At 63.6% G+C, this 24,964-nt stretch carries 23 protein-coding genes and 1 pseudogene; 12 read left to right on the top strand and 12 right to left on the bottom strand.

Annotation, left to right across the window (positions count from 1 at the left end; all coding sequences use genetic code 11):
• Positions 1 to 59: 59 nt before the first annotated feature.
• Positions 60 to 584, top strand: a complete 525-nt coding sequence (locus AC2TC0_RS03770; RefSeq protein WP_484716142.1) for a class I SAM-dependent methyltransferase — start codon at positions 60 to 62, stop codon at positions 582 to 584.
• A 115-nt stretch (positions 585 to 699) separates the two neighbouring features.
• Here AC2TC0_RS03770 and rplS read toward each other — a convergent pair whose 3' ends face one another.
• The 8 genes and pseudogenes from rplS to ffh all read right to left on the bottom strand — a co-directional run bounded on the left by rplS (position 700) and on the right by ffh (position 6,805).
• Entirely contained in the window at positions 700 to 1,071 is a 372-nt protein-coding gene (gene rplS / locus AC2TC0_RS03765; protein WP_484716141.1) for a 50S ribosomal protein L19, read from the bottom strand.
• 3 nt (positions 1,072 to 1,074) lie between these two features.
• Positions 1,075 to 1,902: a tRNA (guanosine(37)-N1)-methyltransferase TrmD gene (gene trmD, locus AC2TC0_RS03760; RefSeq protein ID WP_484716140.1), complete on the bottom strand. Its 828-nt coding sequence runs from the start codon at positions 1,900 to 1,902 to the stop codon at positions 1,075 to 1,077.
• The gene (locus AC2TC0_RS03755) at positions 1,899 to 2,279 is read right to left on the bottom strand and encodes a PIN domain-containing protein (RefSeq protein ID WP_484716139.1); all 381 of its coding nucleotides are present in this window, start codon (positions 2,277 to 2,279) and stop codon (positions 1,899 to 1,901) included. Before AC2TC0_RS03755 ends, trmD begins: the two co-directional genes overlap by 4 nt.
• Positions 2,276 to 2,545 (bottom strand): AbrB/MazE/SpoVT family DNA-binding domain-containing protein, encoded by a 270-nt coding sequence (locus tag AC2TC0_RS03750; RefSeq protein ID WP_484716138.1) that lies wholly within the window; start codon positions 2,543 to 2,545, stop codon positions 2,276 to 2,278. The genes AC2TC0_RS03755 and AC2TC0_RS03750 overlap by 4 nt, the downstream gene beginning before the upstream one ends.
• Positions 2,546 to 2,596: 51 nt before the next feature.
• Positions 2,597 to 4,114: a serine hydrolase domain-containing protein gene (locus AC2TC0_RS03745; protein ID WP_484716137.1), complete on the bottom strand. Its 1,518-nt coding sequence runs from the start codon at positions 4,112 to 4,114 to the stop codon at positions 2,597 to 2,599.
• Positions 4,115 to 4,156: 42 nt separating this feature from the next.
• The gene (rimM, locus tag AC2TC0_RS03740) at positions 4,157 to 4,663 is read right to left on the bottom strand and encodes a ribosome maturation factor RimM (protein WP_484716136.1); all 507 of its coding nucleotides are present in this window, start codon (positions 4,661 to 4,663) and stop codon (positions 4,157 to 4,159) included.
• Positions 4,664 to 4,810: 147 nt separating this feature from the next.
• A pseudogene (gene rpsP / locus AC2TC0_RS03735) lies at positions 4,811 to 5,311 on the bottom strand (30S ribosomal protein S16); the annotation flags it as partial.
• A 42-nt stretch (positions 5,312 to 5,353) separates the two neighbouring features.
• Positions 5,354 to 6,805 (bottom strand): signal recognition particle protein, encoded by a 1,452-nt coding sequence (ffh, locus tag AC2TC0_RS03730; protein ID WP_484716135.1) that lies wholly within the window; start codon positions 6,803 to 6,805, stop codon positions 5,354 to 5,356.
• A gap of 280 nt (positions 6,806 to 7,085) precedes the next feature.
• Between ffh and AC2TC0_RS03725 the strand changes: the two genes are divergently transcribed.
• From AC2TC0_RS03725 to AC2TC0_RS03700, 6 genes are read left to right on the top strand one after another with little or no spacing between them, the layout of a single operon-like run.
• Positions 7,086 to 8,735, top strand: a complete 1,650-nt coding sequence (locus AC2TC0_RS03725) for a putative bifunctional diguanylate cyclase/phosphodiesterase (protein ID WP_484716134.1) — start codon at positions 7,086 to 7,088, stop codon at positions 8,733 to 8,735.
• Positions 8,736 to 8,780: 45 nt separating this feature from the next.
• On the top strand, positions 8,781 to 9,587 hold the full coding sequence (dapF, locus tag AC2TC0_RS03720; protein WP_484716133.1) for a diaminopimelate epimerase: 807 nt from the start codon (positions 8,781 to 8,783) through the stop codon (positions 9,585 to 9,587).
• Positions 9,584 to 10,822, top strand: a complete 1,239-nt coding sequence (locus AC2TC0_RS03715) for a MiaB/RimO family radical SAM methylthiotransferase (protein WP_484716132.1) — start codon at positions 9,584 to 9,586, stop codon at positions 10,820 to 10,822. Before dapF ends, AC2TC0_RS03715 begins: the two co-directional genes overlap by 4 nt.
• Positions 10,819 to 11,742, top strand: a complete 924-nt coding sequence (gene ftsY, locus AC2TC0_RS03710; RefSeq protein ID WP_484716131.1) for a signal recognition particle-docking protein FtsY — start codon at positions 10,819 to 10,821, stop codon at positions 11,740 to 11,742. The genes AC2TC0_RS03715 and ftsY overlap by 4 nt, the downstream gene beginning before the upstream one ends.
• Positions 11,739 to 12,377, top strand: a complete 639-nt coding sequence (locus AC2TC0_RS03705) for an inner membrane-spanning protein YciB (RefSeq protein ID WP_484716130.1) — start codon at positions 11,739 to 11,741, stop codon at positions 12,375 to 12,377. The genes ftsY and AC2TC0_RS03705 overlap by 4 nt, the downstream gene beginning before the upstream one ends.
• A 59-nt stretch (positions 12,378 to 12,436) precedes the next feature.
• The gene (locus AC2TC0_RS03700) at positions 12,437 to 13,000 is read left to right on the top strand and encodes a urate hydroxylase PuuD (RefSeq protein WP_484716129.1); all 564 of its coding nucleotides are present in this window, start codon (positions 12,437 to 12,439) and stop codon (positions 12,998 to 13,000) included.
• Here AC2TC0_RS03700 and AC2TC0_RS03695 read toward each other — a convergent pair.
• From AC2TC0_RS03695 to AC2TC0_RS03680, 4 genes are read right to left on the bottom strand one after another with little or no spacing between them, the layout of a single operon-like run.
• Complete coding sequence (locus tag AC2TC0_RS03695) at positions 12,987 to 13,562, bottom strand: gamma carbonic anhydrase family protein (protein ID WP_484716128.1); 576 nt, start codon at positions 13,560 to 13,562, stop codon at positions 12,987 to 12,989. The genes AC2TC0_RS03700 and AC2TC0_RS03695 overlap by 14 nt on opposite strands.
• Positions 13,563 to 13,564: 2 nt before the next feature.
• Positions 13,565 to 15,814, bottom strand: a complete 2,250-nt coding sequence (locus AC2TC0_RS03690; protein WP_484716127.1) for a spermidine synthase — start codon at positions 15,812 to 15,814, stop codon at positions 13,565 to 13,567.
• A gap of 3 nt (positions 15,815 to 15,817) precedes the next feature.
• A complete protein-coding gene (hemB, locus tag AC2TC0_RS03685) occupies positions 15,818 to 16,816 on the bottom strand; it encodes a porphobilinogen synthase (protein WP_484716126.1) in 999 nt (332 codons plus the stop codon).
• 53 nt (positions 16,817 to 16,869) lie between these two features.
• Entirely contained in the window at positions 16,870 to 18,438 is a 1,569-nt protein-coding gene (locus AC2TC0_RS03680; RefSeq protein ID WP_484716125.1) for a peptidoglycan DD-metalloendopeptidase family protein, read from the bottom strand.
• A gap of 753 nt (positions 18,439 to 19,191) precedes the next feature.
• Here AC2TC0_RS03680 and AC2TC0_RS03675 point away from each other — a divergent pair.
• The 5 genes from AC2TC0_RS03675 to clpP all read left to right on the top strand — a co-directional run bounded on the left by AC2TC0_RS03675 (position 19,192) and on the right by clpP (position 24,898).
• Entirely contained in the window at positions 19,192 to 19,947 is a 756-nt protein-coding gene (locus AC2TC0_RS03675; RefSeq protein WP_484716124.1) for a hypothetical protein, read from the top strand.
• 811 nt (positions 19,948 to 20,758) lie between these two features.
• A complete protein-coding gene (locus AC2TC0_RS03670; protein ID WP_484716123.1) occupies positions 20,759 to 23,464 on the top strand; it encodes a helicase-related protein in 2,706 nt (901 codons plus the stop codon).
• Positions 23,461 to 23,835 (top strand): RNA-binding S4 domain-containing protein, encoded by a 375-nt coding sequence (locus AC2TC0_RS03665; RefSeq protein ID WP_484716122.1) that lies wholly within the window; start codon positions 23,461 to 23,463, stop codon positions 23,833 to 23,835. Before AC2TC0_RS03670 ends, AC2TC0_RS03665 begins: the two co-directional genes overlap by 4 nt.
• A complete protein-coding gene (fdxA, locus tag AC2TC0_RS03660; RefSeq protein WP_484716121.1) occupies positions 23,832 to 24,170 on the top strand; it encodes a ferredoxin FdxA in 339 nt (112 codons plus the stop codon). Before AC2TC0_RS03665 ends, fdxA begins: the two co-directional genes overlap by 4 nt.
• 95 nt (positions 24,171 to 24,265) lie before the next feature.
• Positions 24,266 to 24,898: an ATP-dependent Clp endopeptidase proteolytic subunit ClpP gene (clpP, locus tag AC2TC0_RS03655; RefSeq protein WP_484716120.1), complete on the top strand. Its 633-nt coding sequence runs from the start codon at positions 24,266 to 24,268 to the stop codon at positions 24,896 to 24,898.
• Positions 24,899 to 24,964: the final 66 nt, after the last annotated feature.

The following is a 24,964-nucleotide window of genomic DNA, read 5'->3' as shown; positions in this document are numbered from 1 at the left end:
GCTTTGTTAACCCTGTTGGGTAAGAGATGCAGCAAAGCTAGCTGCAAAAGGACCGCACCATGCCCATGCTGAGCGACATCGCGCAGAAGAAGAAGATCGATTATTTCCTCTCGCCGCTGCCCAAGGATGCGGCGATACTGGAGATCGGCTGCGGCGCCAAATGGGTCGGCGATCATCTGCGCAGCGCCGGTTATACCAATTATGTCGGCAACGACCTGTTCCCGCCCGCCGATATCGTCGGCGACATTCGCGAATGGGCCAAGCTGGGGCTGAAGGCCGAGAGTTTCGACGCCATCGTCGCGTTCGAGGTGGTCGAGCATGTCGATCTGTTTCAGGAGGCCTATGACCTTTTGAAACCCGGCGGCACGCTGCTGCTGACCTCGCCAGTGCCCGAAATGGACTGGGCGATGCAGATTTTGGAAGCGGTGGGCCTCAACCAGAAACGCACCAGCCCGCACGACCACCTCATCGATTTCCGCACCATTCCGCTGTTCGAAGCGGTCGAAATCCGCCGCGTCGCGGGCCTGTCGCAATGGGGGATTTTCAGGAAGCCGGTGGCCGCCGAACAAAAGCTGGCGGCTTAGCCACCCCTCTCGTCGTCCCGGACTAAATCCGGGACCACGAAAGTTTTGTTTTTGACCCCAACGAAAAAGGGCCGGGATTGCTCCCGGCCCTTTTGCATTTCGCTTGGCGCAGCGCTTATTCGGCGTCGCTGCGGTTGTCGCGGCGCTCGGCGATACGCGCCGACTTACCGGTGCGGCCACGCAGATAGTAAAGTTTCGCACGGCGCACCGCGCCCTTGCGGACAACGGTGATGCTGTCGATGTTGGGCGAATAGAGCGGGAAGACGCGCTCGACGCCTTCGCCGAACGACATTTTGCGCACGGTGAAGTTCGATCCCATGCCCTTGTTCGAACGCGCGATGCACACGCCTTCGAAATTCTGGACGCGGGTGCGCTCGCCTTCGACCACTTTCACGCCAACCTTCAGCGTGTCGCCGGGGCGGAATTCGGGAACAGCCTTTGCCGCTTTGGCAATTTCTTCGGCTTCAATCGTCTGGATGAGGTTCATGACCTAGTCCTTATCTTCATGCCGCGCGCCAGAGGCAGGTCGGGCCCGAGCGCCGATATGGCGCTCCCAAAGGTCCGGCCTGCGTAACCGTGTATGATCTTCGGATTGGCGTTGCCGCCAGGCCGCGATCTTCGCATGATCCCCCGATCGCAGCACTTCGGGGATCGTGCGCCCTTCCCATGTCGTGGGCCGGGTATAGTGGGGATATTCGAGCAAACCGCCTTCAAACGATTCGTCGTCCCCGCTGGAAGCCGCGCCCATTACGCCGGGAAGCAGCCGAATGCAAGCATCGAGCAGCATCAGCGCCGCGACCTCGCCCCCCGACAGGATGATGTCGCCCATGCTGACCTGTTCGATCTGGGGCCGCGCTTCGAACAATCGCTCGTCAAACCCCTCGAACCGCCCGCACAGGATGATGACGCCGGGGCCTTGGGCCAGCTCGCGGATGCGCGCTTGGGTGATAGGGGTGCCGCGCGGGGTCATGGCGAGGATGGGCCGTGCACTGCTGTTCCCCGGCGAAAGCCGGGGTCCAGGGCTTTCCCAGCCAGCGGGTGGGTGTGAGGGGCTTGGACCCCGGCTTTCGCCGGGGAACGGAAAGTCCGCCACCGCATCCACCGCCCGCGCCAGCACATCAGCGCGCAGCACCATCCCCGCGCCGCCACCCGCCGGTGTATCATCGACCGTGCGATGCTTGTCGGTCGCAAAATCGCGAATGTTGGTCGCCGCGCACGACCAAATCCCCTCGGCCAGCGCGCGCCCCGCCATACTGTGCCCCAGCGGCCCGGGGAACATGTCGGGGTAAAGCGTGAGGATGTGGGCAGCGAAGGTCATGCCGCCCAATTCTCAACCTTCAGCCCCGGCACATCGGCGAAATCTTCTTCATTGTTCGTCACCACCGTCGCGCCGATGCTCAGCGCGTGCGCGGCGAGCAATCGGTCAAAACGCGCGCGCTTGAAGGGCAATTTGGCATATTCGCGCGCGGCGGCTTCGTCGAATTCGACAATCGGCACGGCCTGAACGAAGGCGTCGAGTACCTCCTGCTTCGGCGGCTTGCCATTCCACGTGCCTAGTGCGACTTCGGCGAAGCTGACCGCAGAGATCAGCACCTGGCCCGGCGCGCAGGTGCCAAGCCGCTGATTGAGCCGCGAGTCAACTTCGCCGCCCATCGAATAGATGGCAAGGTCGGAATCAATCAGGAAAAGGTTCACGAATCGCCTTGGGCCAGTCGCCGCGCCCGCGCGCTCGGGCGTTCCTCAAAATCTTCGCGCGGCGCGGGTTTGAAGCCCGGAAGCTTTCCGGCAAAGCCGCTGACATCGATGGTCTTGCGCGGCATGCGTTCGGGTTCGAAGATGAACTGGCGATGCTCCTCGCGCAGCACCATCGTCTGACCCTCTTTCAGGCCAAGCTCCTTGGGCAGCCGCAGCGCAACCGAATTGCCCGACTTGAAAACCTTGGCTCTATATTCCTTGGCCATGACACGCTCCGTATATACACGCCGTATATACATCGAGCCGCCAAAAGTCAATCACGGCTGCGCCACAAACCGCAGCCCCAGCGCTTGCACCGTCAGCGGCGTCGTTGGCGCGAGCAGCAGCTGCCCATCGACAAACCCTTTCTCGCAATTCCAGCGGAACACCGTGCCCATCGCGCCGCGCGGCGAGAGGGGGTCGGTGGTGGTGCACACCCCCGCCTGCGCCTTCACCGCCGCCAGTTCCTTCGCCCAATTGGCGGCGCTGCGGTCGAGCAGGAAATTGTTCGCGAGCCGCCCTTCGAGCGGGCCGAGGTCGCCCGCGTCATAGGCGGCACGCGCGGCGGCGACGAATTCGGTCAGGATCGGCGCGACGGGTTCGGCACGGCGCAACAGCAGCCCCGCCTGATGCAGCTTTACCGCCGTGTCCCACGCGGGGGCGCTGGGCCCGGCATAGGTGCGATTGGTGAGCGCGAACACCGCGACGCCATAGTCGGGCATCAGCATGATGTGGCTGCCATAGCCCGGATAGCCGCCACCGTGCGACAGAGTCAGGCCAAGGTCGCAGTCCTGCATTACGCGCCAGCCCATGCCATAGGCGAGCGCCAGCTTGCACGCGCTTGCACCGCTTGTGCCGGTGCGGTTGACCACGCTGACGAAATTCAGCCCCTGCGCCATTTCGCGCACCGTCGCGCGGCGGACCGGACCAATTTCGGCATCATCGCGTGCGGGCCAGGCCGACAGCAGAAACTGCACCCATTTGGCATAGTCATTGGCCGTAACCTGCAAGCCGCCCATCGCATTGAACGCGCCGTCGCGCATGGTGGGTTCTTCGGCCCAGGCGTCATTTTCCCAGCGATAGCCGATGGCGCGGGCTTCAATGGGGGCGTCGGTCACCTCGAACCCGCTAGCGGTCATGCCAAGCGGCGCGAGCAGGTTGCGCTCGACATAACGGCGATAGGGCATGCCCGATGCGCGCGCGACGATACGCCCCAGCAACGCATAGCCATAATTGCTATATTCATGGCGGCTTTGCGGCACGCGGCTGAACGGCGGGCCCTGGCGCAGCAGCGCGGTAAATTCATCCTGCGTCAGCACTTGCTGCCGGTCGCCCCATGGATCATCGGTCACCAGCCCGCCGACATGGTGGAGCAGATCGCGCACGCGGATGCGCGGGCTGTCTTTGGTGGGATAGGTCCAGCGCTTGAGCTCGGGCACATGGGCCTCGGCAAGATCATCGAGCCGCAGCTTGCCGTCGTCGCGCAGCTTCAGGATGGCGAGCGCGGTGAACGCCTTCGTCATCGAGGCAATACGGAAGCGCGTGTCGGGGGTGACCGGGCGCTTGGCGTCCAGATCCTGCACCCCGCGCGTGCCGACCAGCGTCAACCCGTCGGTGGTGACAATCGCATAGGCAAGGCCGGGAACATGCGCGGCGGACTGAAACTCGGCGAACAGCGCATCAATCTCACCGCGCAGCGGCTCGATGGTCGCGGCGGTGACATCGCTTTGCGCGTGTACCGCTTGGGGCGATGCCAAAAGCAGCGCCGCGACAAACCATCCTGCCCGCATGTCCATTCTCCCGACCGATTGGCGGGCGGGCTAACATTGCATCAGCGGCTAGGCAATGAAGTCGGCATTGATGGTGACGCTGTCACCCCATTCAGGCACCGCCTGCGCCGTCATCGGGACCATGAAGCGCTGGGGCTTTTTCCCCGGCAGCGCGGGGCGCTCGATCTCGAGGATGTCGCCCGCGCCGAAGTTTTCGACCGCGACGACATGGCCCAGCGCGTCACCGCTGGTCGAAACAGCGGCAAGCCCGATCAGGTCGTGATGATAATATTCGCCTTCGCCCAGCGGCGGCAATGCGCTGCGGGGAACGGTCAGCAAAGTGCCGCGCAGCGCCTCGGCGGCATCGCGCGATGCGATTTCGGCAAAGGCCGCGACGGCGCCCTGATTGGCGGGGCGGATGGATTTCAGCGTCAGTCGGCGGTCGCCTGCAGCAAATGCGGAATAGCGGCGCAGACTGTCCGCATCATCGCCGAACAATTTCAGCCGCACCTCGCCCCGCACGCCGTGCGCACCAGCAATGGCGGCCAGCGTAACGGGGCGGTTGGGATCAACCAAGGCTCAGCCTTCGGCCTTTTCTTCGCCAGCTGCTTCAGCCGGTGCCTCTTCGGCGGCCGCTTCCGGAGCGGCTTCTTCGGCAGCTTCGGCAGCAGGCGCTGCTTCTTCCGCTGCTTCGGCAGCAGGCGCTGCTTCGGCAACCGGCGCTGCTTCGGCGGCCGCTTCGGGGGCAGCTTCTTCGGCGGCCGCTTCGACTTCGGCGGTTTCGGTCACGGCTTCGGTCGCTTCCGGCGCAGCTTCAGCTGCCACTTCTTCGACGACCTCTTCCACCACCGGCGCGGCGGCAGCGGCAGCGGCAGCCTCAGCAGCTTCGGCCAGCTTGGCGGCCTTGTCTTCGGCGCGGTCCTTGGCCTTCTGGCCCGGAACGCCCTTGTTCGGGTTGTTGCGCGCGGCGCGTTCCTTCACCCCGGCAACGTCGAGAAAGCGCGCGACGCGGTCGGTCGGCTGCGCGCCGACGCTCAGCCAATGCTTGGCGCGGTCGGTGTCGAGCTTGATGCGCTCGGGATTATCCTTGGCGAGCAGCGGGTTATAGCTGCCAATGCGCTCGATGAACTTGCCGTCGCGCGGGCTGCGCGAATCCGCAACCACGATCTTGTAATAGGGGCGCTTCTTGGAACCGCCACGCGAAAGACGAATTGAGGTAGCCATTAGTAAGTCCTTTTCCGTGTTAATTCAGTTTGTTGGTTGAAATCATTTTTTCTTGAGCAAATTTGCAAGGTCCGGCGGCATCCCGCCGCCACCGCCAAGCCCGGGCATCCCGCCCATGCCGCCGGGCATACCGCCGCCCATTCCGGGCAAACCGCCGCCGCGCCCGAACATCGCACCCAGGCCCTTCAATCCACCCATTTTGCGGATCTTCTTCATCGCCGTTGACATTTCCTGATGCATTTTCAGAAGCTTGTTAACCTCTTGCACCGTCCGCCCTGCCCCGTTGGCGATGCGGATCTTGCGCTTGGCGTTGACGATTTCGGGCCGCGCACGTTCTTTGGGCGTCATCGACAAGATGATGGCATCGAGGTGCAGCAGCACCTTGTCGTCCATATTGCTGGCGGCCATCTGCGCCTGCGCCTTTTTAAGGCCCGGGATCATCCCGGCGAGCGCGCCTAGCCCGCCCATGCGGCGCATCTGGCCCAGCTGCGCGCGCAGGTCGTTTAGGTCGAACTGCCCCTTCGCCAGCTTGGCCGCCATCGCCTCGGCCTCGTCGGCCTGAATGGTCTCGGCGGCGCGTTCAACCAGACTGACGACGTCGCCCATGCCCAGGATGCGCCCGGCAATGCGGCCGGGATGAAAGGGCTCGATGGCATCCAACTTCTCGCCCGTGCCGGCGAACTTGATGGGTTTGCCCGTTACCGCGCGCATCGACAGCGCCGCGCCGCCGCGCGCATCGCCGTCCATGCGCGTCAGCACGACGCCGGTCAGCGGCACCTGGTCGGTGAAACGCTGCGCCACCTGCACCGCGTCCTGACCCGTCAGGCTGTCGACGACGAGCAGCGTCTCGGTCGGCGCGGCCACGTCGGACACGGCGCGCATTTCGTCCATCAGCTGCTGGTCGACGTGCAGGCGGCCCGCCGTGTCGAGCATCAGTACGTCAAAGCCCTGCAGCTTTGCCGCCTGCAACGCGCGGCGGGCGATTTCCACTGGCTGCTGGCCCGCAATGATCGGCAGCGTCGCGACGTCAACCTGGCCACCCAGCGTCGCCAGCTGTTCCTGCGCCGCCGGGCGGTTGACGTCGAGCGACGCCATCAGCACCTTTTTGCGCTCTTTTTCCTTCAGCCGTTTGGCGATTTTGGCAGTCGTTGTGGTTTTGCCCGACCCCTGCAGACCCACCATCATGATGATAGCGGGCGGGGCAACGTTCAAATCCAGCTCGGCCGCCTCTGCCCCCAGCATGTCAGTCAGCGCGTCATTGACGATCTTGACGACCTGCTGTCCCGGCGTGACCGAGCGCAGCACATTCTGGCCAACGGCCACTTCGGTGACCTGATCGACAAAGCTGCGTACCACCGGCAGCGCGACATCGGCCTCGAGCAGCGCGATGCGCACCTCGCGCATCGCGGCGCGCACGTCGGCTTCGGTCAGCGCACCGCGACCGCGCAGCTTTCCGAACACATCGCCAAGCCGCTGGCTCAGACTGTCGAACATAGGTCCAAATCCCGTTTGATTCGTCCGTTCCGGCGCCCCAACGCAAAGCGCGCCGGTGAGCGAAACCTCGCCAACCAGCGGCTATCCGTGGACAGACTTACCGTCGCGGATGATCCTGTTTATCGGCAGACACGAATCTGCCGACACGCGGCGCCCCTAAAGCAACCGGCCCGCAAAAGCAAGCTGGGGTCGGGATGGCAGAACAAAGGCGAAATTTACCAAATCCTCATATCTGACGGGCATCTCCGGTCGCAGGACCAGCGGGGGCTCATTTATCGCCATGACGGGCTATGCCGACCAACTTTACAGCGAACAGGAAGCGCCCGTTGCGATAAAAGCGCGCCGCGACGTGATTACCGGCGGCATCATCGTCGCCGCGGCCATTTTGTTTGTCGGCACGGGCAGCTCGGTGCTCACCCAGGTGGTGGAATCGGTCGCCGGGATCGGCGGCGGCCCCGACCGGGTGCTAGCCGCCGCGCTCATCCTCAACATTGCGCTGATGCTGTTCGGCTGGCGGCGTTACCGCGACCTGCTGGTCGAGGTGCAGGAACGCAGCGCCGCCGAGGAGCGCGCCCGCCATCTGGCCGACGTCGATCCGCTGACGGGTTACCTTAACCGCCGCGCCTTCATGGAAGCTGGCGCCGAAGTCGCGGCCAAAGCGCTGCCCGCGGGGCGCGAAGTCACTCTGTTTCTGGTCGATCTCGACCGGTTCAAGAATGTGAACGATGTTTACGGCCATGCCGTCGGCGATCTGGTGCTGCAGGAATCGGCGCGGCGGTTGGCTGGCACGCTTCCCGCTTCGGTCAAAATTGCGCGGCTGGGCGGCGACGAATTTGTCGCGCTGATGTGCCACGAAACCGACAATGACATGGTCGAGCGGCTGGCCGGCCAGCTGATCGCCGCGATGGAAGCGCCGATCACCTCGCAGGGACGCGCCGTGCGCGTCGGCGCATCGATCGGCATCTCCCGCGCCGATGACCATGACAGCAGCATCGAAACGCTGATCCGCCGCGCCGACATTGCGATGTACCACAGCAAGGGACTGGGCCGGAATCGCTTCAGCTGGTTCGAACCCGGCATGGAACTTGCCGTTCAGGACCGCAACCAAATCGAAAATGGCATCCGCGACGGCCTGCCGCGCGGCGAATTTGTTCCCTATTTCGAACCGCAGGTCGACATTGCGACGGGCGCGCTCAAAGGCTTTGAGATGCTGATGCGCTGGCATTCGCCGCAGCTTGGCCTGGTCATGCCCGACCGCTTCATTCCCATCGCCGAGGCCTCGGGGCTGATTGCCGAACTGTCGACCGACGTCACCCGCCGGGCGCTGGAAATTGCCAAGCATTGGGATCCCTCGCTGACGCTGGCCATCAATATCTCGCCGCAACAGCTCAAAGACCCCTGGTTTTCGCAAAAGTTGATGAAGCTGCTGGTCGAAACCGGCTTTCCGTCGAACCGGCTTGAGGTCGAAATCACCGAAACCTCGTTGTTCGAAAATATGGCATTGGTGCGATCCATCGTTACCAGCCTGAAAAATCAGGGCGTGTCGCTCAGCCTGGACGATTTCGGCACCGGATACTCCTCGCTGTCGCATCTGCGCGCACTTCCTTTCGACCGCATCAAGGTCGATCGCAGCTTTGTGACCGCGATGAAGGAAAGCGAAGACGCCGCCGCCATTGTGCAAGCCATCGTGCGGTTGGGCGAAAGCCTGGGCATGCCGATCACTGCCGAGGGCGTGGAGGATGAAGCCATCGCTCGCGAGCTCGCCAAACTCGGCTGTTCCAAGGCGCAAGGGTGGCATTATGGCAAACCTGCGTCGGCATCGGACACGCGCCGGATGCTCGCGGCGCGCGGCTTGCTGCCCGCGCGCGCCGCGCCGGTCAGCGACGACGACGACGCGGCCAAGCCCGAACGAGCGCGCCGCTCGGCCTGACGCGCGCTGGACTTGCACCCGCCCACCCCCTAAATGCCGCCGTCAATGGCGGACCATTTCCTCAAAATGCACGGGCTGGGCAATGACTTCGTCATTGTCGATGCGCGCCAGCAAGCGGTGTCCATGACCCCGGCGCGCGCGCATGCCATTGCCGACCGCCGCCATGGCATCGGCTGTGACCAGGTTATCCTGCTCGAACCTTCTGAAGCCGCCGACGTGAAGATGCGCATCTTCAACGCCGACGGCGGCGAGGTCGAGGCGTGCGGCAACGCCACGCGCTGCGTTGCTACGCTGCTCGATGGCCCGGCGACCATCGAAACGCTGGGCGGGTTGCTCCATGTCAGCGCCAACGACGGCCTGGCTGAGGTTGAACTGGCCGAACCCTTGTTCGACTGGGAACATATCCCGCTCGCCATGCCAATGGATACCGCCGACATGCCGGTCGGCTGGGGCACGCTGGAACGCCCGGTGGCGGTCAATGTCGGCAATCCGCACGTCGTCTTCTTTGTTGACGACGCCGACACCGTTGCGCTCGGCGAGCTTGGGCCCCAGATCGAAACCGACCCGCTCTTTCCCGAACGGGTCAACGTCAATGTTGCGAGCGTGACCGGCCCTGCGGCGCTGAAACTGCGCGTCTGGGAACGCGGCGTTGGTTTGACCCAGGCCTGCGGGACGGGCGCCTGCGCCACCGCCGTTGCCGCCATCCGCAGCGGGCGGGTGACCAGCCCGGTTGCGGTTGACCTGCCCGGCGGGCGGCTCACCATCGGCTGGTCGGCGGGCGGGCCGATCCGCATGGCGGGGCCGGCAACGCCGGTATTCGAGGGCGAAACCGACTGGAACCGCTTCGGATGAGCGGCCCTGACGTCATCAACTTCGGCTGCCGCCTAAATATCGCCGAGGGCGAAGGCGTGCGGCACGCCGCGACGGGCATCGGCGCCGCGACCATCATCAACAGCTGCGCCGTCACCCACGCCGCCGAACGCGAGGCGCGCCAGGCCGTGCGCCGCGCCGCCCGCGCGCACCCGGAACGCCCCGTCTATGTCACGGGCTGCGCCGCTGAAACATCGCGCGCCGCCTTTGCCGCCATGCCCGAAGTCGCAGGCGTCGTCGCCAACAGCGACAAAGCGCACCCCGCCGCCTGGGCGCGCCCGGGCGCGCTGGTCAGCACGCCGCTGATGGACCGGCGCGACGCCTTTGCCCCGGTGGTCAGCGGGGCGGGCCATGCGCGCGCCTTCGTTGCGATCCAGACCGGCTGCGACCACCGCTGCACCTTTTGCATCATTCCCTTTGGCCGGGGGAACAGCCGGTCGGCGCCAGTTGCTGACGTCATTGCCGCAATCGAGCAGGTCGTGGCGCGTGGCCAGCGCGAGGTGGTGCTGACCGGCGTGGACCTGACCAGCTATGGCCACGACCTGCCCGGCACGCCGACCCTGGGCGCGCTGGTTGCGCGCATCTTGGTGGCCGTTCCCGCGCTGCCCCGGCTGCGGCTGTCTTCACTCGATTCCATCGAGATCGATCCGCTGCTGTTCGAATTGCTGACCGGTGAGACGCGGATGATGCCGCATGTGCATCTGTCGCTCCAAGCGGGTGACGATATGATCCTCAAACGCATGAAACGTCGCCACGCCCGCGCCGATGCAGTGCGGCTGGTCGAGCGGTTGAAGGCCGCGCGCAGCGAAATTGCCATCGGTGCCGACCTCATCGCCGGCTTTCCCACAGAGGACAACGCCATGGCTGCCAACACGCTGGCGCTGGTTGGTGATTGCGCGATTGCCTTTGGCCATATCTTTCCCTTCAGCCCGCGTCAGGGCACGCCCGCCGCACGCATGCCGCAGGTCGATCCGGCGGTCGCGCGGGAGCGCGCGGCAAGGCTGCGGGCAGCATGCACCGAACAGCTTGAGACATTGAAATTGGAAATGATCGGAACGCGCCAGATGATGCTGGTCGAGAATGACGGACACAGCGGCCATGCCGAGAATTTTGTGCGGCTAACGCTTGATGCTGCGGCACGCCCAGGGGAAATCTTGCCGGTGACGATGACCGACAAATCGGGCAATGCCCGCGCGCTCGAAATGGCCGCGGCATGAGCAGCAGCTGGACCGAGCGGCTGTTCGGCGGCCTCAAGCGCACGTCGGAACGACTTGGCGAGAATCTCGCCGGGCTGACCGGCAAGGCGTCGCTGGATGACGACGATCTCGATCGCATCGAAGAGGCGCTGATCACCGCTGACCTCGGCCCGGCCATGGCCGCGCGCATCCGCGAGCGGCTCGCCGCCGGACGTTTCGACAAGCCGTTCGATGACGCCGCGCTGCGCGCGATACTGGCGGAGGAAATCACCGCCGTGCTGGCTCCCGTCGCAGAGCCGCTGGAGATTGATGCCTTCCCGCGTCCGCAGGTCATCCTCGTCATCGGCGTCAACGGGTCGGGCAAAACCACCACCATCGCCAAGCTCGCGCATCTGTTCCAGGAACAGGATTATGGCGTCATGCTGGTCGCGGGCGACACCTTCCGCGCCGCCGCCATCGGCCAGCTCAAGGTCTGGGCCGAGCGGCTGGGGGTGCCCATCGTTGCGGGTCCCGAGGGCGGCGATGCGGCGGGCATTGTCTTCGACGCGGTCAAGCGCGCGACCGCCGAGGGCATCGACGTGTTGATCGTCGACACCGCGGGCCGTCTGCAAAACAAGCGCGAACTGATGGATGAGCTCGCCAAGATCCGCCGCGTGCTGGGGCGCATCAACCCTGCTGCGCCGCACGATGTGGTGCTGGTGCTCGACGCAACGACGGGGCAAAATGCGCTGTCACAGATCGACGTGTTCCGCGAGGTCGCCGGCGTCACCGGGCTGGTCATGACCAAACTCGACGGCACCGCGCGCGGCGGGGTACTGGTCGCCGCTGCCGAGCGCCACGGCCTGCCCATCCACGCCATCGGCATCGGCGAAAAGATGGACGATCTGCGCCCGTTCAAGCCCGCCGAGCTTGCCAATGCCATTGCTGGAAATTTGAGATGACCGAAGAAACCGCTGCCGCTGCTCCCAAGAAAGGCGGCTTCCTCCCCTTTCTGATCGATTTCGGGCCGCTTCTGGTCTTTTTTGCGGTGTTCAAATTGACGCAGGACGGCGATGGCGCCTTTGCCGCCACTGCCGCCGCCATTCGCGGCACCCTGGCCTTTATGGTGGCGATCACGATCGCGCTGGTGGTTTCCAAATGGAAGCTGGGTCGCGTGTCGCCGATGCTGTGGATGTCGGCGGTGCTGGTGCTGGGCTTTGGCGCGCTGACCATTTACCTCAACGACCCCAAATTCATCCAGATCAAGCCGACGATCATTTACGCGGGCTTCGCCGCCATCCTGCTCGGCGGCTGGTGGCGCGGCAAAGCGATGCTCAAATTTCTGCTCGAGGCGGCTTATGACGGCCTTGATGAAGCCGGCTGGATGAAATTGTCGCGCAACTGGGGACTGTTCTTCGCAGGCCTGGCGCTGGCGAACGAGGTGATGCGCGCGGCGATGGATTTCGACCTGTGGCTGACGGTCAAGGTGTGGGGCGTCACCACGGTCACCTTCCTGTTCGCCATGTCGCAACTGCCGCTGATGATGCGCCATGGGCTGGCAATGCCCGAAAATGCGGACGACGCGCAAAAATCTTGAGCATCGCCGGGGACGCGCGCATAGCGCGACACATTCAATCACAAACAGGGGAGCAATATATGGCGAAGTTTTTCGGAAATCTGCACGCGGTGCTCGGGGTGGGTTTTGTCGCCGCGATTCTGCTGATGGTGGGGATCGCCCCCGCTGGCGATCTGGAACAACAAGCAATCCGCTGGCTCCATACCTTCTTCGGCATCCTCTGGATCGGCCTCCTCTATTATTTCAACTTTGTGCAAATCCCGACGATGCCGACCGTGCCCGCCGAATTGAAACCCGGCGTGTCCAAATATATTGCACCCAAGGCGCTGTTCTTTTTCCGCTGGGGCGCGGCGCTGACGGTGCTGATGGGGGTGATCATCGCGGCGCGTGCCGGATATCTGGTTCCCGCGCTGACGCTAGATCCAACTTACCGGCTGATCGGCGTCGGCATGTGGCTGGGCCTGATCATGGCGTTCAACGTGTGGTTCGTGATCTGGCCGGCGCAGCAAAAAGCGCTGGGCATGGTCGAGGCCGATGATGCCACCAAAGCCGCCGCCGCCACGCGCGCGATGATTTTCTCGCGCACCAACACGCTGCTGTCGATCCCGATGCTTTATGCGATGATCGCGTTCAACGGGGGGTAAGCCTTTCGGCCACCGCCGCGGCATGGTCAGCGGCGTTGTGCACATAATGCGCGACGCCCATGGCCATGCCGGCGGCCATCATATCGTCAATTTCGCGCACCAGCCGCGCCGGGCGTCCGGTCCACAGCTCGCGCGCGCCGATTTGCTTGTGCTGCGGCAATAGCGCGCCCGCGCCCAGCATCGCTTCGCTGCCGATCACGCAGCCGTCCATCACGATCGCGCCTAGCCCGACGAAAGCGCGGTCGTGCAGGATGCAGCCATGGATCATCGCCATATGACCGATCAGCACATCTTCGCCGATCAGCGTCGGATAGCCCTCGGGCGGACGGCCCGGTCCCGGGCCGTCGCAATGGATGACCGTGCCGTCCTGAATATTCGACCGCGCGCCGATCTTGATGACATTCACATCGGCGCGGATGACGCAGTTATACCACACGCTCGCTTGCGGTCCGATTTCGACATCGCCGATGATGCGGCACCCGGGCGCGATGAACGCGCTCGCATCGATCCGCGGCGTCTTGCCGTGCAGGGGGATGATCGAGACATCGGGACGGTGTGTCATCCTCAGTCCCCCAGTCCCGGGAACATCCCGCCCCATTCGACGATGGGCAGGATTGAGGCATAATCATCGGTCCAGCCGCGAAAGCCCGGCTTGGCCTCGGTTGCGGTCCAGACGTTGGGCAGGTCCGCCTTGTCGCGTTCCACCAGCGGCCCGGTGAGCGCCGCCAACCGCGATGGATCGCTGGAAAAGGCCACCCAGGTGGACCCGGTTGCGCCATCGGCCTCGGCCTTCTTGGTCGGGGTATCGAGCCGCACCGCCGTTGCCCAGCCGCGCCGCCGCGCTTCGTCCGCCAGCACCGGTTCCAGATTGAAGAAGCGGTTGGAGATATGCACCAGCAAAATCCCACCGGGTTTCAGCGCCCGGTTGTATATGCCGAACGCTTCACTGGTCAGCAGATGCAGCGGGATGGCGTCAGACGAAAAGGCGTCAATGGCCAGCAAATCATAGCGCCCGGCGGGCTGTTTCGCGAGTTCGATGCGCGCATCGCCCACCAGCATCCGCGCGTCGGGCGTGCATTTGGGGACAAACAGGAACTGGCCGCTGTCCTTGGCAATATCGACCATCGCCTGATCGATTTCATAGAAATCCCACGCCTGCCCCGGCTGGCGATAACAGGCGAGCGTGCCGGTGCCGAGGCCGACGATACCGATGCTGGCCCCGCTGCCGAACAGTGTTGGCGCCGCGCGCAGCGCGATGCCGACGCCCGACTGTCCGGTATAATAGGTCGTCGGGGTCAGCTCGCGCCCCTTGGCGGTCAGCATCAGTCCGTGCAACGTCGTGCCATGCGCCAGCATGCGGCGCTTCAGCTGGTCATCGTCGCGCACCGTATACACGCCAAAATAGCTGCGCGTGCGGTTGCCCTCGATACTTTTCGCGATCGTGGTCGCACCGCCAACCGTAAACATCACCAGCGCCAGGCTGGTCGCGAAAGCCCAGCGCCAGGGAATGACCAGCAACCCGATTAGCACCGCCAGCCCGATGGCGGCAAGCTGCATATTGCCGGCGTCCCAGCGATTGGCATAGGGCATGGCCACCACCGCCGCGAGCGCGACCAGCCCCGCCACCGCCAGCCGCGCCGTGGTCGGGTGCAGCTTGAAGCGTTCGGCCCAGGGCAGCAGCGCAGGCAGCGGCAGCAGCAGCGCGGCCGCCACCACCAAAATCGGATGTTCGTACACCCAGTCGAACAGCAACGGCGCAAACAGCGCCGCGAACAACCCGCCGAGCGCGCCGCCCGCCGACATCACCAGATAGAAAAGCGTCAGCCGATCGGTTTCGGGGCGCAGTTCATACAGATGGTTGTGCAGCGCCGTCGACACCACGAACAGCATGACGAGGCTGGCTCCCGCCACCAGCAGCGAGCCGTTCGAATGGCTGAGCATCGACAGCCCGCCCGCAATCAGCAGAAAGGCGGGCGCGATCATGCGGATGGTGTCTGCCGTGCGCGGCCAGTTGCCGAAGGCAAAGACAAAGCTGAGCAGATAGAGCCCCAGCGGGATCACCCACAGCAGCGGCATCGCGAAAATGTCGGTGGTCAGGTGCGTCGTGGTCGACAGCATCAGCCCCGACGGCACGGCGGCGAGCAGCAGCCAGTGGACCATACGTCCTGCGCTGGGGCGCGGGCTGGTGGGCGCTGCATGCACCGCGCCGCCCGCCGACCAGCGCGCGCGGGCGACCAGCAGCACGAGCAGCGCCAGCAAACCATAACCGACCGCCCAGCCCCAGCTTTGCGTGGCGAGCGGCATCAACGGTTCGACCAGCAACGGATAGCTCAGCAGCCCTGAAAAGCTGCCCAAATTCGACGCGGCATAGAGCGCATAGGGGTCCGCCGCATTCCCATCGGCGGCGAACCAGCGCTGCATCAACGGGGCCTGAGCCGCCACCGCAAAGAACACCGGGCCAATCGATGCGGCGAGGAACAGCGGCACCCACAGCGCCTCCTGCCCCGCCGCGGGCGGTGCTATATTGGCAAGGCCCACGGGCAGCCACAATGCGGCAACCGCCAGCAACGCAATATGCACAATTGCCTGCCGCCGCACCGCAAAACGCCCGAGCCAATGCGCATAGGCATAGCCGCCCAGCAGCAACGCCTGATACACCAGCATCGCGCTGTTCCACACCGCGGGGGCGCCGCCGAGTTGCGGCAACGCCATGCGCGCCACCATCGGTTGCACCATGAACAGCAGGAAACTGCCAACAAAGATGGTCAGGGTGAAAAGCCAGCGGCTGGCGCTGGTCGTGGCCGTTTCTGTCATCAATTATCCACTGAGCAGCCGCGCGGCATCGCGCGCATAATAGGTCAAAATGCCCGATGCTCCCGCGCGTTTGAACGCCAGCAGCGTTTCCAATATCAGCGCGTCACGGTCGCCCGCGCCTGCCGCAGCCGCGGCCTCGATCATCGCATATTCGCCCGATACCTGATAGACGAATACGGGCACTTTGAACCCTTCGGCGACGCCCCGCACAATGTCCAAATAGGGCAGTCCCGGCTTCACCATCACGCTGTCCGCGCCCTCGGCGATGTCCAGCGCCACCTCGCGCAGCGCCTCGTCCGAATTGGCTGGGTCCATCTGGTAACCGCGCTTGTCGCCCTTCAGCAGCCCGCGCGAGCCCACCGCATCGCGGAACGGCCCATAGAAGGCACTCGCATATTTGGCGGCATAGCTCATGATCTGGACGTCATGGAACTCCGCGGCCTCCAGCGCCGTGCGGATGGCGCCGATGCGCCCGTCCATCATGTCGCTCGGCGCAATAATGTCGGCCCCGGCACGCGCCTGGTTGACCGCCTGCCCCACCAGCATCGCGACCGTTGCATCATTGACCACCGCGCCCGCCGCATCGACCAGCCCGTCCTGCCCGTGGCTGGTATAGGGGTCGAGCGCGACATCGGTCAGCACGCCAATGGCATCGCCATGCGCCGCCTTGATCGCGCGAATCGCGCGGCACATGAGGTTATCGGGATTCAGCGCTTCCGAACCATCGGCGCTGCGCTTTTCGGCGGGCGTGTTGGGGAACAAGGCGACGCAGGGGATGCCCAGCGCAATCGCCTCGCCTACGCGTTCGACGATCCGGTCCACCGACCAGCGCGACACGCCGGGCAGCGTCGCAATCGGCTCTTCGACACCCTGGCCATCGGTGACGAACAAGGGCCAGATCAGGTCGGCGGTGGTCAGCGCATTTTCGGCGACCAGCGCGCGGCTCCATGGGGTTTTGCGGGTGCGGCGCAGGCGCGTCGCGGGATAGGCTCCATCGCTCATGCCCGCTTGATACGGTTTATCGGCAGGAGCGCAAGGCGCGCGCTCAAACGGGTTCAAAGGCCGCCACCCGCGCGCTTGGCCGCCGTATCGGCGAGCGAGCCGAGCAGCGGTTGCGGCAGCACCGGCGCTGCTGCCACCGGCGCCAGCGCCGCGCCCGGCTTCACCGCCGTCAGCTCGCGGATACGCGCGCGGAAGGCGGCGAGTTCCTTGCCCTCCAGCTGCGCGCGCGTGACGAACGTCACCGACGCCGGATTGACGGCGCGGCCGTTGCGATACAGTTCGTAATGCAGGTGCGGCCCGGTCGACAGGCCGGTCGAGCCGATATAGCCGATCAGCTGGCCGCGCGACACGCGCTGACCGCCGCTCACGGCAATGCGGCTCATATGGCCATAGCCCGACCCCAGCCCGCCGCCATGATTGATCCGCACATAATTGCCATAGCCGCCGTTGCGTCCGGCATAGGTCACCGTGCCGTCGGTCACGGCATAAATGGGCGCGCCATAACCGCCGCCAAAATCAATCCCGCTGTGCATACGCAGATAGCCGAGGATCGGGTGACGCCGCATGCCGAAAGTAGAGGTCACGCGCCCCGCCGTCGGCCGCGCCATGCCGCCGCGCGTCTGGCCCACGCCCGACGCCTCGAACCAGCTTGTCCGACCGCCCGTCGTCCATTCGATCATCGCGACCTTTTGCCGTCCGCCGCGCACGAGGCCCGCATAAAGCAGCTTACCCACCTCGCTTTCGCCCGTTTCGGCGCGGCGGTGGGCGACGATGATGTCATATTCGTCATCGGCAAGCACCTCGCTGCCGACCGCAATCTGCTGGTTGATAACGCGCAGATAGGATTGAACCGCGCTCGCAGGCGCCCCCGCCGCGCGCGCGGAGCGATACAGGCTGTCGCCCACCCGCCCGCGAATGCGCAGCGGTGTCGCGTCGACAGCAATCGGAATCCGTCGCAGCACCAGCCGCCCGTCGATGCGCTCCATCTCTACCCGCAAATCAAAGCGCGCGCGCATGGCCAGCGCGTCGACCGGGCGCGGCATGGTGCGCGCGGCGCGGCGGCCGAGCACCAGGTCAATGCGTGTGCCGGGGGCAAGCTGGCCAAGCGCGCCCGCTGCGTTCAACTGGCTTGTCAGCGCGCGCGCATCGGCGCTGCCCACCCCAGCACGCTCGAGCACGCGGGCAAAGCTGTCGCCGCGCCCCATGGTGGCGGTCAGTTCGATCTGCGGGCGTTCGGGCGTCTGCGCCAGCGGGCGCACCGCATCGGTCGCCGCCATGCGCCGCCCGGTGTCGCTGCCAAAGGCCAGCGGGGTGATGGTCAGTGCGCGTGCCTCGTCAAAGTCGCGCGAGCTTGCCGCCGGGGGGCTCGCACCAACAATCGGCGGCATGCCGGGATAGGTCGAAAGCGCCGCGCCGCACAGCAGCACGAGCGTGCCCAGTCCGCGCCACCAATCGCGCGAGCCGATATCGCTGCCTAGGTCTGGGACCAGATCGACGCTATCGATCCAGTCGCGCAGCTCGGCCAAACGTCCGCCGCCGCGCCCATGGCGCGCAGGCGCCTGCGCCACCGGCGCAAAGGCCATAGCGTCAGCCATGGTCAGCGCCGCCGTGCCCGACGTCATCCCCGCGAGTGGCTCATGCCGCTGAAACAAATGGCAACCCCTGCCCAATCAACCGCGCCGCCCGCGTCATCGCGGTGCAGCCAGCGGCAACGACCCTCCAAACTGCGGCTTTAGTGTAAAGTTTGACGGTTAAAGTCAATTTAACGGATTCGGGGCGGGGCAAGGGTGCGGCAGGGCGTGGCGGGGGTGCGGTTGTTCGACCGTGCCACGGGAATACGCTTTGCCGTGTTCCTGTCTCGCGTATCGCCCGAGTTTGGGAATAACGTAAATTGTGACCGTAATTTAAAGTGGCGCCGCAATTTCGGCATTTCCATATTAGACAAAGCGCCCTGCCGAAAAAGCGACGCATCGCCTTTGATGTTGAAAAAGACAATTTATAATTCTGAAATAGTGATCTCCTGTAATTTCGGACAATTCCCTGATACGAAATGGCTATGCGATTACGGAGATTACGGTGACACGTTAATTAACCCCTGAAATCATTGGAGTCCCGAAGGTATGGAGCAGTTTACGACAACGACGAAAATTTGGGAATTAATTAACGTGTCACCGTATTCCTCGAGCGAACATCATAAGATGTATATATATCCGCATGGATTAGATGCATCGCCCCATTTCAAGAGCGAATTCGATGCAGAATCATTTACTGAACAGGATTAAGCAAGGAGCCGATTGTAATCTGAGAATTCTTTTTCTTTAAACAGAACTGTTTGCTTTTAAAATTGTATCATATTTTAATGGACATTCCATACTATGAAACGCCACCTTATTTTTAGCACCATTGCCGCCTGTGTGATGTTATCGAGCTGCAGCTCGGCGGCATCTAAAGGTGCAACCTTTAGAATAATTGGCAGAATTGATAATGATTTATTGATTAGATTTATCTCGGGTATCGACAAATTCGATAGAATATCAATAACAAGTGAAGGGGGAGATATAGTAGCCGCATCGAAGATAGCTCGCCTCGTTAAAGAAAGAAATATCGACGTTGACGTAGTTAGATATTGTTTATCTGCCTGCTCTCAGATGATACTTCCGGCAGCCAGATCAATTTATATTGAGAGAGATGCCATTTTAGCAATGCACAATAGCCCTTTAACGTTGGGTTATTTATTAAAAGTCAGCGGATTTGAACGTTATTCACAAAAATATGAAAAGTTAGTTAGTATAGAAAATTCTTTTTACTCTGATTTAGGTGTAGATGCTAATTTTTTAATAAATGGTATTTGGAAGTTAGAACCGATATGTATAGTTGAAAATACGGGTGATCAGGATTTCGCAGGCGTCGCCTTTAAGTACGCATTTTATGTGCCTTCGCGATCACTTTATGAAAAGTGGATTGGAAAATCTGTCGATGGATTCTGGCCCAGCTCAAAAAAGGCATTTTTTGTTTCTGCAAGAAAAAGCATTCCTAAGCGCGTAAATTTATCGTTTGTTTTTGGTGAGGAGAATGAGTCCATTCACATCACGAAAAAAATTGAGTTGTGCGAGAAGGAAGATTTACAGTGATAGGTACGCCGTGCCTAATCTGGGCTGTAGATTGAGGCAAGGCCTCACCAAATCCCCAATTATGGCGCACAGGGTTACGGTGACACTTTACTTAACCCCTGAACTCACAGGAGTCCTGAAGATGTGGAGCAGTTTACGACAACGATGAAAATTTAGCGGTTAATTAAATTGCTATTGTAATTCTTGCGTTTTACGATGGAGTTATTTGCTAGGATTTCTATGCTGCGTAAACTATCTATAATTGCAGTTATCGCCGCCCTTTTTTTGACGGCGCGCTATATGGTTTATGGAAATATAGCATTTAATGCATTTCATATCATATTTACTTTTCCATTCCTGATGGGCTCCATTTACTTTTTGTTGCGAGACAAATCTCGCGAGCGAGATCGTTGAATGTGCTTGGCAGTAACATGTTGGCTTGCCGTGGGGGTGTCGATTGCGGCGGAATTGCGCTGACAAGGGTGATAACCCCCAAATTCCGTACGCGTCTGAGGCACGGGTGCGCGAGGGGGGCATGCCCCCTGGATAATGAACCCGCGCCCTTCGCACTTTCACCGCGGCTCCGGGCCTTCGCGTAACCCCGCTTTCCTACACCCCCCGGCCTGTGTCATGCCGGTGCCAACGGCTCTTTCGCATGGTCCGCCCTGCGCCGCCGCGATCCCCCACCGCCCCGCTTAAAGCAACAAAGGATACATATAGGGGGATGGGTGGCCGTATCCTTTGTATCTTTAAGCGCGTTTGACCCCACCCCCACCCACCGCGAACCCCCCTTGCGCGCGTGCCGCCGCCATGCCAGCTAATGGGCAAGGCCATGGCCACCCGCTCTTCCCCCGTTCGCGCCGTTCTGGGCCCGACCAACACCGGCAAGACCCATCTCGCCGTCGAGCGGCTGTGTGCGCACAGCAGCGGGATGATGGGCTTTCCGCTGCGCCTGCTCGCGCGCGAAGTTTATGACCGCGTCGTCAAGCTGAAGGGCGAAAAACAGGTCGCGCTGGTCACCGGCGAAGAGCGAATCCTGCCGCCCGATGCGCGCTATCTGCTCGGCACCATCGAGGCGCTGCCGGTGGAGCGCGATGTGGCGTTCGTTGCGGTCGACGAGGTGCAGATGGGCGCCGATCCCGAACGCGGGCATATGTTCACTGATCGGATGCTGCGCGCGCGCGGGCGTGAAGAAACATTGCTGCTCGGTTCGGCGAGCGCGACCGAGGTCGTGCGTGCGCTGGTGCCCGAGGCCGAAATCACCGCGCGGCCGCGTTTTTCGACGCTCAGCTTCGCGGGCCATTCCAAGCTGTCGCGCCTGCCCAAACGCTCGGCCATCGTCGCCTTTTCGGCCGAGGAGGTTTACGCCATCGCCGAAATGCTGCGGCGTTTTGCGGGCGGCGCGGCGGTGGTGATGGGCGCGCTCAGCCCGCGCACCCGCAACGCGCAGGTCGCGATGTTCGAAGCCGGCGAGGTCGATTATCTGGTCGCCACCGACGCCATCGGCATGGGGCTGAACCTGAATGTCACGCACGTCGCCTTTGCCAGCCTGTCCAAGTTCGACGGCCGCCGCCACCGCCGCCTGCACCTCAGTGAAATGGCGCAGATCGCCGGGCGCGCCGGGCGGCACCAGCAGGACGGCAGCTTCGGCACCATCGGCCAGCCGCAGGGTGGTTTTACGCCGGAGGAAGTGGAGGGGCTAGAGGCGCACCGCTTCGCGCCGCTGCCCAGCCTTTATTGGCGCAACCATGACCCCGATTTCACCAGCCTCAATGATCTGGTCGCGAGCCTGGAAGTTTTGCCCGACCAGCCAATGTTGCGCGCCGCACCGCAGGCGGTCGATCTTGCGGTGCTCAAGCATCTGGCGGGCGATGCCGATGTTAGCGCGTCAGCCCGCAACGCGGATGCGATGCGCCGACTGTGGGATGTCTGCGGCCTGCCCGATTTCGAACAATTGGGCGCCGAGCATCACAGCCGCACCGTCCTGAAATTGTGGCAATGGCGGATGCAGGGTGACGGCCAGATCGACCGCGACTGGTTCGCCGCTCGGCTTGCGCGGCACAGCAGCACCGATGGCGATATCGGTGCGCTCGCCGCGCGGATTGCCGCCGTGCGCACGCTGTGCTTCATCGCGCAGCGCGGCGACTGGATCGCCGATGCGCCAGGCTGGGCGGCCGCCACTGCCGAGCAGGAGGCCAAATTATCCGACGCGCTGCACGCCGCGCTGGCGCAGCGCTTTGTCGATCGGCGGCTGGCGCTGCTGCTGCGCGATGCCGGACGGCGCGGCGGCGAGCTGCCCGTCGCCATCGGCCCCGAAGGCGCCGTCGCGGTCGATGGCGAGCCCATTGGCACGCTGGAAGGGTTCCAGTTTCGCGTCGATCCGGCGGCGCGTGCGGGCGATCACAAGCTGCTGCTCGCCGCCGCCGAGCGCCATTTGCACGCCGAACTGGCGCGGCGGATGCAGGCGCTGGCGGCGTGCGAGGATGGCGCGCTGGCGCTGGTCGGCGCGCGCGGCGAAGCGCCGATGCTGGCATGGCAGGGGCAGCGCGTCGCGCGGCTGGCACGTGGCCCTTCGCTCACCCGCCCGCTGGTCCAGCTTGAGCCCGCATTGAAACGCCTGGACCCCGCGCTGGGGCAGGCGGTGCGCGAGCGGCTGGCGGCCTTTGTCGCGGCCAGCCTTGCCAAACAGGCCGCGCCGCTGATTGCCATGGCCGACGCCAGCGGCGACCTGTTCACCCCGCCCGCGGTGCGCGCGCTGCTCGCGGCATTGACCGACGGCGGCGGGCAGGCGTCGCGCCATCTGGTCGATACCGCGCTTGGCGCGCTGACCCCCGACGATCGCAAGACGCTGCGGACCTATGGGCTGCTGATTGGTTCGCTCGATCTCTATCACCCGCAATTGCTCAAGCCTGAAGCGGTGCGCTGGCGCGCGGCGCTGCTCGCGGCGTGGCGCGGGCAAATGCTGCCCGCGCTCCCCCCGGCCGGTGCGGTGCAGGTGGCCAGCGGTGATCCTCATGGACTGCGCATTGCCGGCTTTCGCGCCGTGGGCGATGGCTGGCTGCGCGCCGATATGGTCGAGCGCCTGGCACGCCAGGCGCACGCGGCCCGGCTTCAGGCCGAAGCGCCGGTGAGCGCACTCCCGGCCCCGGTTGATGCGGACACAGCAGAAGTTGGCGCCGAGCCGGAACCGCTGCCCGGCTTTGCCATCGACCCTGCGCTCGCCACTTCGCTCGGACTCAACGACACCGCGCGGCGACAATTGCTCAGCGCGCTGGGCTTTCGCACCGCAGGTGATCCAGCCGCCGATCGCTGGCGCTGGACCGGCAAGGTGCGCCGCGCCAAGGTTCGCGAAGCCCGCCCACAGCGCGTGCCAGCCACAGCAGCACCGGCGCGGCACGCCAACCAGCGCGAGGCCAAGCCAGCACAGCGGCATACGCCAACCGCCAAAGCTGCGCCCTCACCGCGTCCACCGCAGCGGGGCGTCAACAGCCCCTTCGCGGGACTTGCCGAACTAATGGCAGCCGCGCGCAAGCCGTGACCAGCCTGCGTATCGACCGGCTGCTATGGTTCTTGCGCCTCGCGCCGTCGCGCAGTGCCGCGCAGAAACTGGTCGAGACAGGGCATGTCCGCCTCGGTGGCCAGCGCGTGAGCAAGCCAGCGCAGCCGGTAAAGGCAGGCGATGTGCTGACCCTGCCGCTGCGCGGGGGCGTGCGCGTCATCGAAATCACCACGGTTCCGGCGCGGCGTGGCCCCGCCGCTGAGGCAACCGAATGCTATCGCGACCGCATTGAAAGTGATTCGCAACATGGTGAAGTCATTGACGGCGGCGCGGCTGCCGCCTTAGGACGGCCAGCGGGAAGGGCGGGCGAGCCATGGGGGCACCCGCCAAGCGGAGCTGAAGAGCCATGACTTATGTCGTCACCGACGCGTGCATCAAATGCAAATATATGGACTGCGTCGAGGTTTGCCCGGTCGATTGTTTCTATGAGGGCGAGAATATGCTCGTCATCAACCCCAATGAATGCATCGATTGCGGCGTGTGCGAACCCGAGTGCCCCGCCGAGGCGATTTTGCCCGACACCGAAAGCGGTCTGGAAAAATGGCTGGAGCTCAACAGCAAGTTCAGCGCCGAATGGCCGAACATCACCTCCAAGAAGGACAGCCCCGCCGACGCCGATGATTTCAAGGGCGTCGAGGGCAAATTCGACGCGCATTTCTCGCCCGAGCCCGGCAGCGGCGACTGACCCCTTGAAGGCGGCGGGCGGCGTCGCCATCTGCGTGAATTGTTGGGGTGCGGCGTTCGTTCTGATCTGCCGTTGACTAGTATGAAGGTTTATCCATGATCGATCCGCTGAGCGCACTGGTGCCCGTTGTCGTCGAACAGACGAGCCGTGGCGAGCGCAGCTTTGACATTTTCTCGCGCCTGCTGCGCGAACGGATCGTGTTCGTGACCGGCGAGGTGGAGGATCAGATGGCTTCGCTGATCGTCGCGCAATTGCTGTTCTTGGAATCGGAGAATCCCAAGAAAGATATCTTCATGTACATCAATTCGCCGGGCGGGGTCGTCACGGCGGGTATGGCGATCCATGACACCATGCAATATATCCGGCCGCGCGTCGGCACCTTCTGCATCGGTCAGGCCTGTTCGATGGGCAGTTTCCTGCTCGCGGCGGGTGAGCCGGGGATGCGCGTTGCGCTGCCCAATGCGCGTATCATGATCCACCAGCCATCGGGCGGCGCGCGCGGCCAGGCGTCGGACATCGAAATTCAGGCGCGTGAAATTTTGCGTATCCGCGCGCGAATGAATGATCTTTATGTGAAGTATACCGGCAAATCGCTCGAAGAAATTGAAAAGGCGATGGACCGCGACAATTTCCTCGAGGCCGAGGAAGCCAAGGAATTCGGCTTGGTCGACCATGTTTTTGGCAGCCGTCCGACCGACGGCGAAGGCGCAGAGAGCAAAGGCGAATAGCCATCGGGTCCGCCGCCAGCAGGCCTTTGGTAACCGCGTTTCTTGACGCCGATTTTGCCGCTTGTG

The sequence above is a fragment of the Sphingopyxis sp. sgz302558 genome, assembly GCF_057220455.1.
The sequence above is the reverse complement of the archived record's forward strand: the minus strand, read 5'-3'. Positions and strand labels throughout refer to the sequence as shown.